This is a genomic window from Ancylobacter sp. Lp-2 (assembly GCF_020523795.1).
GTDB lineage: Bacteria > Pseudomonadota > Alphaproteobacteria > Rhizobiales > Xanthobacteraceae > Ancylobacter.
This window is the reverse complement of record NZ_JAJALI010000010.1, coordinates 17,162-30,911: the sequence shown is the minus strand read 5'-3', so window position 1 is coordinate 30,911 and position 13,750 is coordinate 17,162. Positions and strand designations below refer to the sequence as shown.

10 protein-coding genes and 1 riboswitch are annotated in these 13,750 nt (G+C 63.4%); of the genes, 6 read left to right on the top strand and 4 right to left on the bottom strand.

The window, feature by feature from the left end:
• Positions 1-20 precede the first annotated feature (20 nt).
• Positions 21-881 (top strand): IclR family transcriptional regulator, encoded by an 861-nt coding sequence (locus tag LGR54_RS20670; RefSeq protein WP_230363859.1) that lies wholly within the window; start codon positions 21-23, stop codon positions 879-881.
• Between the two features lie 162 nt (positions 882-1,043).
• On the opposite strand, the gene LGR54_RS25830 is transcribed toward LGR54_RS20670, so the two are convergent.
• On the bottom strand, positions 1,044-1,169 hold the full coding sequence (locus LGR54_RS25830) for a hypothetical protein (protein WP_255607820.1): 126 nt from the start codon (positions 1,167-1,169) through the stop codon (positions 1,044-1,046).
• Between the two features lie 525 nt (positions 1,170-1,694).
• On the opposite strand from LGR54_RS25830, the gene LGR54_RS20665 reads away from it, so the two are divergent.
• The 4 genes from LGR54_RS20665 (at position 1,695) to LGR54_RS20650 (ending at position 8,723) form a co-directional block, all read left to right on the top strand.
• Entirely contained in the window at positions 1,695-2,399 is a 705-nt protein-coding gene (locus LGR54_RS20665) for a spermidine synthase (RefSeq protein ID WP_230363858.1), read from the top strand.
• A 197-nt stretch (positions 2,400-2,596) separates the two neighbouring features.
• Positions 2,597-2,805, top strand: a riboswitch (cobalamin riboswitch).
• Positions 2,806-2,912: 107 nt separating this feature from the next.
• Entirely contained in the window at positions 2,913-5,276 is a 2,364-nt protein-coding gene (gene metE / locus LGR54_RS20660; RefSeq protein ID WP_230363857.1) for a 5-methyltetrahydropteroyltriglutamate--homocysteine S-methyltransferase, read from the top strand.
• Positions 5,276-6,055, top strand: a complete 780-nt coding sequence (locus tag LGR54_RS20655) for an acyl-CoA thioesterase (protein WP_230363992.1) — start codon at positions 5,276-5,278, stop codon at positions 6,053-6,055. Before metE ends, LGR54_RS20655 begins: the two co-directional genes overlap by 1 nt.
• Before the next feature lie 400 nt (positions 6,056-6,455).
• Positions 6,456-8,723, top strand: coding sequence for a TonB-dependent siderophore receptor (locus LGR54_RS20650; RefSeq protein ID WP_230363856.1), 2,268 nt, complete (start codon positions 6,456-6,458; stop codon positions 8,721-8,723).
• Between the two features lie 323 nt (positions 8,724-9,046).
• Here the strand turns inward: LGR54_RS20650 and LGR54_RS20645 are convergent, their stop codons facing one another.
• On the bottom strand, positions 9,047-9,313 hold the full coding sequence (locus tag LGR54_RS20645) for a hypothetical protein (protein ID WP_230363855.1): 267 nt from the start codon (positions 9,311-9,313) through the stop codon (positions 9,047-9,049).
• An 810-nt stretch (positions 9,314-10,123) separates the two neighbouring features.
• Positions 10,124-11,236: an NADH:flavin oxidoreductase/NADH oxidase gene (locus LGR54_RS20640; RefSeq protein WP_230363854.1), complete on the bottom strand. Its 1,113-nt coding sequence runs from the start codon at positions 11,234-11,236 to the stop codon at positions 10,124-10,126.
• Positions 11,237-11,672: 436 nt separating this feature from the next.
• Here LGR54_RS20640 and LGR54_RS20635 point away from each other — a divergent pair, with 436 nt between their 5' ends.
• Complete coding sequence (locus tag LGR54_RS20635) at positions 11,673-12,317, top strand: aminotransferase class I/II-fold pyridoxal phosphate-dependent enzyme (RefSeq protein ID WP_230363853.1); 645 nt, start codon at positions 11,673-11,675, stop codon at positions 12,315-12,317.
• Positions 12,318-12,674: 357 nt separating this feature from the next.
• Here LGR54_RS20635 and LGR54_RS20630 read toward each other — a convergent pair whose 3' ends face one another.
• Positions 12,675-13,385 carry a L,D-transpeptidase gene (locus tag LGR54_RS20630; RefSeq protein ID WP_230363852.1) on the bottom strand — a complete coding sequence of 237 codons (711 nt, stop codon included), beginning with the start codon at positions 13,383-13,385 and terminating at the stop codon, positions 12,675-12,677.
• Positions 13,386-13,750 lie beyond the last annotated feature (365 nt).

Sequence of the window (13,750 nt, the reverse complement as noted above, 5' to 3'; positions counted from 1 at the left end):
CCTCCAGCGGGAGCAGCGAGATGAAGTCGAAAGAGCCGCAGATCGGGCAGGAGCAGGCGAACGGGGCAGCCGGCGGCGCCAAACGTAGCCGCGGGCTCGACCGCGCCTTCGAGATCCTCGAATTCCTGCGCGCCCGCCGCCAGCCGATGCGTCCGAACGAGATCGCCGCCGAGATGGGCGGGCCGCGTTCCTCCATCTATGAACTCGTCAACCTGCTGCTGCGCCAGGGGATGCTGGACTATTCCGGCGGCGACGGCCGGGTGTTTCTCGGCCGCCGGCTCTATTTCCTCGGCATGGCCTATTCCGGGCATTTCGACCTGATGCGCGAAAGCGCGGCGCTGCTGCAGCGCCTCGCTGAAGAAACGCGCGAGACCTCGCAGATGTGCATGCTCGACGGCAACAAATACACCGTTGCGATGATGCGCGAGGGCCTGCGTCCGTTCCGCATCTCCTCCGATGTCGGCGAGATCGTGCCGATCCCGTGGACCGCATCCGGCCGCCTGCTCGTCGGCCATATGAGCGATGAGGAGATCCTCGGCTTCATACCGCGAGAGGACTTCGTGCTGCCGAACGGCCGGCTGCTCGAGCCGAGCCAGTTTCTCGCCGAGGTGCGGCGGGCAACCGCCGACGGCTTCTTCACCTTCAACAGCACAGTCGAGAATTTCACCTACTGCTTCGCCGTGCCTGTGCATCAGGCCGATGGTGCGGTGATCGCCACGCTGTGTCTCGTCGCGCCGCGCGAGGACGGCCTGCGCCATCGCGACTCCTATCTCGACCGGCTGCTCGCCGCCGCCGGCGAACTCTCTGAGAAGCTGGGCTATCTGCCCGCCGGGGCTGCCCCGCCTCCGCGCCGCGTCCGCTCGCAGCGGGGCACCGAATAGCAGAACGGGGCGCCTCGCCGGAGCCGCGTTGGGTCAACACCGCCTCAGCGATCATCCAGAGCCAGGCCTCACGCTCGGTGAAGGGCTCCGGCGCGAACACCGGATGCTCGAACACGTCGCGGTCGACGGCGATGAAACCGCGCTGGTTCATGCCGCCTCTCCTCATTGACGCCGCTCCGGAAGAACAGTTTCCCGCTCGGCCATCCGTTCCATCTCCCGCAGCAGCGACAGGAAGCATTTCGGACCCCAGTCGAGATCCTTGGGCGGGTCGGACCCGAGATCGGTCACGATCCGGCTATCCCAAAGGAAGGCGATCATTCGATGAAACGGCCAATCGGCTCGATGAAACGTACGTCGAGGGAAATTCAACGGAGCAAGGGGCACCATCCGATCGGCAACTTTCCGCGGAAAGTCGCAGACGTCGTCACATTGCATCGCAGAGCATGATGCGCTCGATGGACAGCAGGATTGCTCGAGACCTCGTATCCGGCGGGAGGTGCCGGCGAGCAAGACGAGCGGATTTGCACGCAAGGCTGGCCTGTCGCGTAGCTCAGCGTCAAGCGCCAGCCCCTCACGGATTGTGCCCATGAACTAGCGGGCGCCTCGGAACCACGCCCTGCCCTCCTCGGGCAGCGGCCCTATCCCAGGCAAAGCGCACCAGCTGCCCCTCGCTCTCGAGCTTCCCGGACCGCTCCTACCTATCGAGGAGAATCATCGTTCAGGGGAAGGAAACTGGCGGATGGCGAGGGACAGCGCTTTGACCTACATAAAGCGGCTTGCATATCACGATCTCCAACGGAAGAGTGCCTACCCGTGATTCCTTGGTCGCAACTCGACACCGCACAAGTGCCCGGCGGAGGCCAACTTCGCCTCATGCAGCGCGGCACGGAATTCTCGATCATGGCAGGATCGATCGAGTTGATGAACAGCCGCCTCAGCGGGTCAGAGAAGGCGCTCGCCACGATAGCCTGCGACCGGCTTCGAGGGCGCCCCAAGCCACGTATGCTCATCGGCGGGCTGGGCATGGGTTTCACCCTTCGCGCAGCGCTGGCCGAACTCGGGCTCGATGCCAGTGTCATCGTCGCGGAACTGGTGCCGGCAGTGGTGGCATGGGGTCGCGGACCAATGGCGGAGATCTTCGGAGAATGTCTAGCCGATCCGCGCGTGACCATCCGAGAGGAAGACGTAAGCGGCGTGATCCGCGCTGGCCGAGCGACCTTTGATGCGATCCTGCTGGACGTGGACAATGGTCCCGGAGGACTGACACGTAAAGCCAACGACCGGCTTTACGATATCGCCGGGCTCACCTTGGCGAGAGCCGCACTGCGGCCGGGCGGCATGCTGGCGGTCTGGTCGTCGGGGGCGGATGCGCAGTTCACCCAACGTCTTCGGAAGACGGGGTTCGGCGTGGAGGAAGTGCGCGTGCGAGCCAATGGAAAACGCGGCGGCGCACGTCATGTCATCTGGATCGCCAGCAATCCCGAGGCGCGTCCCGGTGGTCCTACCGCAGGATCGTGAGGCGCTGCAGGCCGCTTGGCTGCATTTTATTACTGAGCCTCCCCCTCCTCTGATCTCGTCGAGGTGCAGCTACGGGTCGACCATGTTCCGCGGCGTGGCAGGTCGTGCGGGGCCCGACGGTCGAATGTGAATCACATAACCGCAGATGCGATATAAAGATTTCTTTATATCCATATTGCTGTGCGGCCGTATCTCCGTTACGGTCTCCTTGTCGTGGTTCTCTGACCTTGCGTCGGAGCTAAGAGGGAAGTCGGTGCGCCTTTTGGGGCAATGCCGGCGCTGCCCCCGCAACTGTAAGCGGCGAGCCTTTGTCCATTTCGCGTCACTGGGGCGATGATCCTCGGGAAGGCCGGACGAAGGCGGCGACCCGCGAGCCAGGAGACCTGCCGCGACAGCCTAATCGTCCCTGGGCGGGGTGTCCCGGTGGTGCGTTCGCGCGTCCGCCGGTGTCTGTCACCGTGACGCGCCTATGCGTCCGCTCGGCCTTTGCCCCCAATCATTTGGGGTTAGCCGATGAATGTCTCCTGTTCCTCCTCCGGCATGGTGCCGGTTTCCACCCTCGGTACGCCGCGGATCGGACTGCGGCGCGAACTGAAAGCCGCGCTGGAAAGCTACTGGTCGGGTAAGATCGACCAAGCCGCGCTGCTCGACATCGCCGCCCGGTTGCGCGCCGCCAACTGGGCGCGGCAGAAGGCGCTCGGGGTAACCAACATCCCGTCCAACGACTTCTCGCTCTACGACCATGTGCTTGACACGGCGGTGATGGTCGGCGCCATCCCCGAAGCCTATGGCTGGACCGACGGACCGGTGCCGCTCGATACCTACTTCGCCATGGCGCGCGGCAGTCAGGGCGACGCCGTGTGCGAGCACGGCCATGCGCATGTCCATGGCGAGGGCGTGCCGGCGCTGGAAATGACCAAGTGGTTCGACACCAACTATCATTACATGGTGCCGGAATTCGTCGCCGGGCAGCGCTTCACGCTCGCTTCCAGCAAAGCGGTCGACGAGTATCGCGAGGCGAAGGTGCTCGGCTACGACACACGTCCGGTGCTGCTCGGGCCGGTGACCTTCCTGCGGCTCGGCAAGGCGAAGGATACCGGCCTCGACCCGCTGTCGTTGCTTGGCGACCTGCTGCCTGTTTATGTCGAGACGCTGCGCCGTCTCTCCGCCTCAGGCGCCGAATGGGTGCAGATGGACGAGCCCTGCCTCGTCACCGATCTCGACGACGCGGCACGCGCAGCGCTGCGCGAGGCCTATGGGTTCTTCGCCCACGCGCTGCCGAAGCTGAAGATCATGCTCACCTCCTATTTCGGTGGGCTGGGCGACAATCTCGACACCGCGTTGGCGCTTCCGGTCGCCGGGCTGCATCTCGATCTGGCGCGGGCCCCGGAACAACTGGCGGAGGTGTCGACGAAAGCGCGGGCGGGACTGGCTCTATCGCTCGGCGTCATCGATGGGCGCAATGTCTGGCGCGCCGACCTGTCGAAGCTGCTCGCAGCACTTGAGCCCGTGGTGCGCAAGCGCGGCACCGATCATGTCGAGATCGCACCGTCCTGCTCGCTGCTGCATGTGCCGATCGACCTCGCTCAGGAAACCGCGCTCGATCCTGACGTGAAGAGCTGGCTTGCTTTCGCCGTGCAGAAGATGGAGGAACTGACGACTCTCGCTACGGCGGTCTCTGGCCATCGCCAGGCGGTCGCCGACAAGCTGGCGGCCTCCAGTGCGGCGGCGGAAGCCCGCCGCATGTCGCTCAAGGTGCATAATCCTGCCGTGGCGGAGCGGCTGGCAGCGGTGACGCCGGAGATGGTCCGGCGCGCCAGCCCCTTCGCCGAACGCGTGCGGGTGCAGCGCGAGCGGCTGCGCGTGCCGACCTTCCCGACGACCACCATCGGCTCGTTCCCGCAAACGCCGGAGGTACGCAAGGCCCGCGCCGCTCATGGCAGGGGCGAGGTCAGCGACGCCGCCTATGACGCCTTCCTGCGCGAGGAAACGGCGGCGACCATCCGCTGGCAGGAGGAGATCGGCCTCGACGTGCTCGTGCACGGCGAGTTCGAGCGCAACGACATGGTGCAGTATTTCGGCGAGCAGCTCGAAGGCTTCGCCTTCACCAGGCATGGCTGGGTGCAGAGTTACGGCTCGCGCTATGTCCGCCCACCAGTCCTGTTCGGCGACGTCGCGCGCCCACAGCCGATGACGGTGGAGTGGTGGCGCTATGCGCAATCGATCACCCGTAGGCCGATGAAGGGCATGCTGACCGGGCCGGTGACCATCCTCAACTGGTCCTTCGTGCGGGACGACGTGCCGCGCAGCCTCGCCTGCCGGCAGATCGCGCTCGCCATCCGCGACGAGGTGACCGATTTGGAGGCCGCCGGTGCGATGATGATCCAAATCGACGAGGCGGCGATCCGCGAGGGCCTGCCGCTGCGTCGCGCCGACTGGGACGCCTATCTCGGCTGGGCCGTGGAGAGCTTCCGGCTGTGTGCCGCGGGCGTACGGGACGCGACGCAGATCCACACTCACATGTGCTACTCGGAGTTCAACGACATCATCGCCGCGATCGGGGCGATGGATGCCGACGTCATCTCCATCGAGACCTCACGCTCGAAGATGGAGTTGCTCGATGCCTTCGTCTCCTATCGCTACCCGAACGAGATCGGACCAGGGGTCTACGACATCCATTCACCGCGCGTGCCGACGGTGGACGAGATAGCGGAGTTGTTGGCGAAGGCGACGCGGCTCCTGGCGCCGGAGCAGATCTGGGTCAATCCCGATTGCGGCCTGAAGACCCGCAAATGGGAGGAGGTCCGCCCGGCGCTGATCAACATGGTGGCGGCGGCCAACCGTCTGCGCGGCGATCTCGCACAAGCCGCCGAGTGATGGAGCAGCCGGATCCGGCAACGACGCGCCCGGAGATAACGCGTCTCGTCGACATCGTCTTTCCGGGCGCGACCAACCATCATGGCACCCTGTTCGGCGGTGCCGCCCTCGCGCATATGGACCGGGTCGCCTTCCTCGCGGCGGCCCGGCATGCACGCGCGGATTTCGTCACCGCCTCCTGCGAGCGGATCGATTTCCTCGCCCCGGCGCAGCTCGGAGAGATCATCGATGCGACCGGGCGTGTGGTGCGGGTCGGGCGGCGCTCGCTCGGTGTCGAGGTCGAGCTCGTCGCCGAGGCGCCGCTGACTGGCGAGCGGCGGCGCTGCACGCGCGGTGTGTTCAACATGGTGGCGGTGGGTACGCCCGCCGCCATGCCGCCGGTGCCGGAAATGGCGGATGAGGACGGCCCGTTCCGCATGGCCGATCTCGTGATGCCGGAACAGACCAGCCATTATGGCAGTCTCTATGGCGGCAGCGCGCTTGCCATGATGGGCAAGGCAGCCTTTGTCGTCGGAACGCGGCATGCACGCCGGGCGGTGGTGATGGCCTCGACGCGCCGGGTGGACTTCGTGCACCAGATTCGCCCCGGCGACATGGCGGAGGTCGAAGCGCAGATCGAGGAAGCCGGCCGAACGTCGATGACGGTTTCGACGCAGCTTTGGTCGGAGAACCTCGCCACTGGCGAACGGCATCTCTGCGGCTCAGGGGAGTTCGTCATGGTGGCCGTCGATGCGGATCACCGGCCGGTCGCGCTTCACCCGGCCCAAGACAGCATTTGACTATCGGTTGTCTCAGCCCCTCCCCGTCCAAGAAAGGATGACACGGGGATGGCCTAACCGAACGCTCATGGAACCGGCAGCAGCCCCACCTCCCCCCGCCTCAGTCAGACGATTGAGGAGCCGAGTGCCAAGGCGCGCCAACCGGCTATGACTCAGATTAAACGTTCGTAATGTGGATTAAACTTTTTTAATGGGAGTGAACGCTCGCCCCTTTGACCGAGACAGAAAGGCAACATATTTGACCCTTTTAAGGTATCATATAACCTCAAACATCGCGCTGTTTAGAGCACCAATAAATTGATTACTTAGATTGTATTGATTCAAAAAACTTGCTCAGATTGCGTCAATTTGGTGTCGAGACTACCCCGAGGGACGTTTAGTCACCTATGGGGTCTGGGGAATGAAAATTAAATCTCTGCGGTCACTGCCGCATGGAGCACTCGCGACCAGTCTGGCGATGACGTTGTCGACTGTTTCGCTCGGGCATGCGCAGGCGCAGCAGCAGAACAACGACGACACGTCCTCCGAAGAGCTTCCGACCGTTACGGTCGCCGGAGATACGGAACCCGAGAACAATCTCCAGGCCTCCACCGGCCTCGCGCGTATTCCCGGATCGGTCCAGGATACCCCCCAGACCATCACCGTCATCAATCAGGAGACGATGCAGCAGCAGGGCGTCACCACCCTCGAGCAGGCTCTCCGCAATGTGCCGGGCGTGACGGCAAGCATCGGTGAAGGCAATGGCGGCATGAATGGCGACCAGTTTCGCATTCGTGGGTTCGAGGCCAAAAGCGATATCTTCATCGGCGGCCTGCGCGACTTCGGCGTCTATGTGCGCGACAGCTTTGCCTATGAGAGTGTCGAGGTCTTCAAGGGATCCTCGTCCGAGAATTTCGGTATGGGCACCACGGGCGGCGCCATCAACATCAATCTCAAGCAGGCGCATCTCGGCGACAAATACGATTTCGAGGGACAATTCGGCACCGGGCCGCTCTCGCGTGGCGTCATCGACCTCAACAAGCAGATCAACGACACGACGGCCGTGCGGATCGTCGGCATGGTCAACGAACAGGACGTCGCGGACCGCGATCACGTCCAGTCAGATCGCTGGGGCCTCTACGGGACTGTCGGTTTTGGCATTGGCACTGACCAGACACTGAACCTTTCATATCTGCATCAGGACAATAACCGGACACCGGATTATGGCGTGATGACAGTGCGTCAGCCCGGCAGCTCGGTCCGGCTTCCGGTAACGGAATATGGCGTGCCGCGATCGAACTATTATGGCAAGGCCAGCGATACCGACCAGTCGACCGTCGACATGCTGACCTCCAACTTCAGCAAGGAGGTGAACGACTGGCTCACCATCACCAACGACACCCGTTTCGCCTATTATACCCGCACGCTCAGCACCTCGCCGGCGAACTGCTCGATCTCCACATCGATCACGCCGTCGGGTGATTGCAGCGTTCCGTTCTTCGCAACAGGCGATGCGCCCTACGCATTCGGTGCAGGCGGCGGCTCTTCCTACGACCAGACCACGATGGGCGCGCAAAACGTCCTCACCGGCCTGATGAAGTTCGAGACCGGCTCGCTGCGCCATGAGGCGGTCGTCGGCCTCGACATGTTCATCCAAAGCGACCAGCGGACCACGCTGTCGCGCGACCCGAACGTCGCCAAGGTGCCCGGCACGATCCTCAACCCCAACTTCAGCACCAATTACGGACTGGTTTCGACGCTCAACGGGAAAAAGGACACCAGTCTCAGCGACGTCGCGATCTTCGCGTCGGACCGCGTCTGGTTCACCGAGCAGTGGTCGGTCATGGGCGGCATCCGCTGGGACAACTTCTCCAGCGATTACGGCACCTTCTCGACCGCCACCAACAGCTGGACGACCTACGACAGCAAGACCAGCTTCGCCTCGCCGAAGGCAAGCGTGATCTGGGAGCCGACCAAGACCCAGACCTACTATGTGAGCTACGCTTCGTCGGAAACGCCGGCTGGCATGTATGGCGCCAACGCGCCGACGCCGCTGAACGGCAATGACGTTCAGCCGGAAGAAAACGAGACCTACGAGATTGGCGCAAAGCTGAGCCTGCTCGATGGACGGCTGGGGCTGACCGCCGCGCTGTTCCGGACAGACAAGGCCAATGCCTACTATGTCAATCCGACCACCGGTCAGGCGGTAGCCACCAACGAAGAGCAGCGGGTCCAGGGACTTGAGCTGGGCGCCACCGGCCAGATCACCGACAAGTGGACGATCCAGGCCGCATACACCTACATGGACAGTGAGGTTACCTACGCGGCGAACACCGCCCTGATAGGCAATCCGGTAGCCGGCGTGCCGCAGAACGCGGCGTCGGTGTGGATGACCTACGACATCGCCTCATTGCTCAAGCTGGAGGGTGAATTGCTCGTGGGCGGCGGCATCACCTATCGTCAGGAAATGTACATTCGCAGTGACATGACCGCGATGGTCCCCGACAGCTTCTCCCTCGATGCGCTGCTGTCCTACAAGGTCGGCAAATACCGGGTGGCCCTCAACGGCTACAACCTGACGGACGAGCTCAACTACGACGCCTATTTCCAAGGCGAGAACGCCCTCACGTCCCGAGCCATCCCCTCGTCCGGTCGCACCGTCACCTTCACTATCGGAGCGACATTCTAGCGGTAAGGCCGGCACCAGGGACACACCTGCTCCTGCCCCCAACCTGGATCAGATCACGACCTTCGAATTCCCCGGAAGGGCATCTGCCGGAACTTACTTGGATGCAATAAGACAAGAATGGTCTGTCGTTTCGCACGTCCAACCCCGGAGCACAGATCAGGCCGGATGCCTTTTGTAGGCGTCCGGCCACCTTTACATCCCAAGGTGAAGTCACACGGACGGCGAGCAGATTGCAGAGATCCCCGGCCGACACCGATGATGGGGATCTGTCGACCGCCCCGGCGAAAAGCCCCTTTGGCTGAATAAACGCTCGGCGTACGCACTTAGAAGTTCAGGTCATTGAGATCGAGAGCCTCTCCCGACAGCCGCCCAAGCCGCCACTCTGCCACCCGTGACAAGCCCGCGATCACCGCGTCGGCACCTCGCACTTCGCAGCGATATGCCGGCTGGTAGAAGCGCAAGTCCGGATGCTGCGCCAAATCGCCGGCGACTGCGTCGGCGAAGATCTCCTGCCGATCGGTGACGTGGGCGCTGCAAGGCCCGCCCTGCAGGTGGCGACCGATAGCTCGGCTCGTCCTCCCATCGTCCATGGCACAATCAAGGTGGCGGGATTGTACCAGGGACGCTCAGCCGGCTTGGTCGAGACATACCGGGCCAGCCCGTTCATCAGCTGGTCGAACGAGATGAGGCCGGATTTCGCCACGGCCTCGAACGCCTTCAGCGCATCCCGCTTGCCAACCTCGTGCGGATACGCCTGCCTTCGCGAGGATCCCCGCTACGCCCACTCCACCGGTCTCACAGACCGAAATGACGCGGAGAAAATTGCCAAGTGGTTGGGGAGACACTTCGGGATCGATCGCCACGATCTTCCCTATTGGGCATGGTCCGAAGCTTGCCCATGATGGCATCCGAGGACGTATGGACGGCCTTAACGACCATGGCAGAGTCTCTGCGAGAGTCGCGTGCGATCGAACCCAAGGCGTCAGGCGGCTTTGTTCGCGCCCTGATAAAGAAACGCATTCCTGACGGGCGGGATTGGCACCGATCCCCGAAGTGACGGTCGATTCCGGAGGTTCGGGCGAGGACACCGAGCTCGACGCAGCGATCGTTGTAAGCTCGCAGCACCGGTGCGGCGTACGGCCACCCAAGATCCGGCATCGTACACTTGCTGACCCGCTGATGATCGGCATGTGAGAACACGCCTGCCATCAGCAGATGAACAAGATCTCGAGACGACCCGGCGCTAGCTGCACAATGTCGCCAACGGCTTTACCTAATGGCGCAATAGCGAACGGCGAGCCATGCGATACTGTCGCCTGAGACGACAAGCTCGATGGGTGGTAGCGTGGAGACGACGTAAGTCGATTTGAGACCACACGCATCGCCACGCCCCCAAAAGCCTAGCGCGGGACCTTCACGAAGAGGTCTCTCAAACGGGACGGTTGGCAGCGCAGATACTGGTCGGCAGCGGCGACCTGACCGCCTAGTGCGGCGGCAGCGTGCCAAGGCCAGCGGGGATCATAGAGGATGGTGCGTGCAAGCCCGACGAGATCGGCGTCGCCGGTCGCAACGATCGCTTCCGCCTGCTCGTAGCCGGTAATAAGCCCAACGGCCACGACCGGGATCGAGACCTGCGCCTTCACCGCGCGCGCCAGCGGAACCTGATAGCCGGGAGAGAGCGGAATCGCCTGCGACGGGTGCAAGCCACCGCTCGAAACATGGATGGCAGCGCAGTCCCGCGCTTCGAGCTCTTTGGCGAAGGCGATCGTCTGGTCCAGGTCCCAGCCGCCTTCCACCCAATCGGTCCCCGACACGCGCATCGTTACCGGGCGGTCAGCCGGGAACGCGTCGCGCACGGCGTCAAACACCTCGAGCGGGAAACGCATGCGGTTCTCAAGAGTGCCGCCATATGCATCGTCACGCCGATTGGAGATCGGCGACAGGAATTGGTGAAGGAGGTAGCCGTGCGCGCCGTGGATCTGGATGGCATCGAGCCCCAGCCGGCCGGCGCGGACGGCCGCCGCAGCAAAAGCATCACGCACTCTCTTCAGCCCTTCGGCATCCAGTGCGTAAGGCGGCGTGTTACTTTCCGCGAACGGAATTGCGGACGGTGCGACCGTCTGCCAACCGTTCGGTGAGGACGGTGCAATGTGCTGGCCACCGAGCCAAGGCTTTTCGGTCGACGCCTTGCGACCCGCGTGGGCGAGCTGGATGGCGATCGGCATGTCGGACCAGCGGCGCACGGCATCAAGCGTTCGGCCCATCGCGGCCTCGGTGGCGTCGTCGTAGAGACCTACGTCGCCATAGGAGATGCGTCCCTCGGGAACGACCGCGGTCGCCTCGATGGTGAGCAAGGCTGCTCCAGAGAGGGCGAGCTGCCCCAGATGGATGAGGTGCCAATCCGTCATGCGGCCGTCCTCGGCCGAGTACTGGCACATAGGCGCGATGACAATCCGGTTCGCGAGCTTGAGTTTGCCGACAGCGAAGGGGGTGAAGAGCGTGGGAGTGGTCAAAGGCTGCCTCTTTATCCTGCTATGAAAATGAGGGGTCAGACAGGGCTCTCGCAACGCCATGGTGCACCCCGCGAGAATGTCGCTCGTGCGCGTCAGCAGCAATGTGGAACGTCTGACATCACTTGCTCGCCTCGCGCAACCACGACCCAACGCTACATCGACAATGCCTCGTGCAGCATTCATTTAGCACGGCAATCAGCCATCTGGGTTTGCCAGGGCAGTGCTCGAACCCGACCAGAGAGCGCCGGGCTGGCAAGGCGCTTCCAACGAAGGAGAGCACCTGGGCCCAATCGCAGGGTGCGGTAGCTATACGCACGCAAATCTTAAGGACGACGATGCGTCAGACTAAAATCGTAGCACTCAATAGGGGGGCTGAGGGCGCGAGTGAGGAAGGAGCGGACGTGATCGCATCTATGATCAACGTGGGAGTTCGGACGTGAGTTTGATCTTCTGCATCGGGATCTCGGTCTTGACGCTCTGCACGCCGTCTTCGCGCTCAGCGGGCTTATCAGCATGGCTGTCGCCCTTCTCGTCTCCTCCCCGCACTCTCGACGACTGCCCGGTCATCCATCTCGCGAACCTGTCAAAGCAGCTGGCGCCCGCCATGCGGATCGGCTGGATCATCGCGGCGCCGGCGACGATCTGCGCGCTCACCACCGCGAAGCAGGCGAGCGATCTCTGCTCGAACGGGCTGGCGCAATGCATGGCGGTGGCAGCGATGGACGTCGGCCTGATCGAGGAATGCCATCCACGCATCGTCGGTCTCCACCGAGAGCGCCGCGATGCGCTCCGCGCCGCTATGGCCCGGCATATCGGTGACTGGTTCACCTGGGAGATTCCGGTCGGCGGCATGTTCGTCTGGGCGACGGCCCGCAATCCCCATATCGATCTCGACCGCCTGGTCGATCTCGGCATGGAGGCGGGCGTGCTCGTCGGCGGCAGCGGCGCCTTCGACCCGCGAGGGACCGCTCCACCGGCTATCCGGCTATCCTTCACCTTCAACGACGAGGAGAGGCTAGATCGCGGCGTTGCCCGTCTTACGCAGGCCCTGCTGACGATGGCGAGCCCCCGCATGGCATGACAATAGCAACTCAACGCCAGCAACGACGATTGAAGGACCGCCATGATCTTCGTCGCAGAGAGTGGCGAGGCGCCATGGGTGCGGCTGACGAAGGCAACAAACGGCTGAGATGGGATAACGCTCGGCCTATGCGCCGCAGGGGAAACGATTGATCCACCAAGCGCCCTTGAGAACGTTCGTTTCCTGGCAGTGCCCGATCGCTTCTTCGCCATAACTCATCTCGCGAGCCAGAGCCGCCAAGGGGAGCGGGCTACGAGCTCGGCGTTTCCAGATCGGTGACGATGGAGTCGCAAGGACGCTTGGAACGCGCCGATCCTTGCCCACACCCGGCACACCTAGGCCCGGAACTGGCTGTGGCTATGCCGGCAGGACGACCACCTTCGTCTTGACCGGCGTGCGGTCGTACAGGTCGATCATGTCCTGACTCAGCAGGCCGACACAGCCGCTGGTAACACCGGAGCCGATCGATTCGGGATCGCTGGTCGCGTAGATTGTGTAAAGCGTGTATGCGCCGTTTTGGTAGAGATGAAGCGTGCGGGCGCCGAGTGGATTGTCGAGGCCGCCCGGCATGCCGCGGGCGTACTTTGCTGCCTCTGGCTGGCGCTGAATCATCTCCTTGGGCGGTGTCCAGGTCGCCCATTCGCTTTTGCGCCCGACATAAGCGTCCCCGCTCCACCGGAACCCATCGCGACCAACATTGGCACCATAGCGAGTGGCGAACCCATCCTCCTCAACGCGGTAGACGTAGTACTTGCTGGGATCGACGATAATCGTACCGGGCGCTTCCTCGGTCTCGTAGCGAACGGTCCGGCGGTAATATTTCCGATCGACCTTGGTGACGTCGACCGCGGGAATCGGGAACTTCTCCTCAGGCAACGGCCCGTAGACCTTCTGCGCCTCGGCGAGGCTCATGCCGTCGGGTGTTGCGCAACCGGCCAGCCCAAGCGCGCCGAGGCTGACGGCCGAGCCGGCAAGAAACGAGCGGCGGCTGAGAAGCCCCGCCCGCCGCTCGAGCGGAGCGATCTCGTCCATCTTGCCGGCACGGGCACTCCGACCATCCATGATCATCGCTTGGGTCTTCCATGTCCTGTTGCCGGAGAGGATTATGTCCCGGCATATACTCGCTGAGCGTCGCCAAGCTGGAGATAGCCGGTACACGGCTCGACTGGCAAGCTCGGGAGCGCACTTCAAACCAACGGGAGTGGCAAGGTGGCCTTTGCACGCGTTGCCACGCTACACTCGGGAACTCCCCAGCGGCGACGCCGGCGGCAATTCGCAGATGGTCATTCCTGCGACAGGAGAGACCGGAAGCCGATGCGGAAGCGGTACCTTGAAGCCGAATGCGGAGCTGGCTTTGATCTTGGATCCCACGCTTTGGACGGAGGAGAGTGCGGCACTCGCCAAGACATTCGCACAGCGGCACCGTCGTCTTC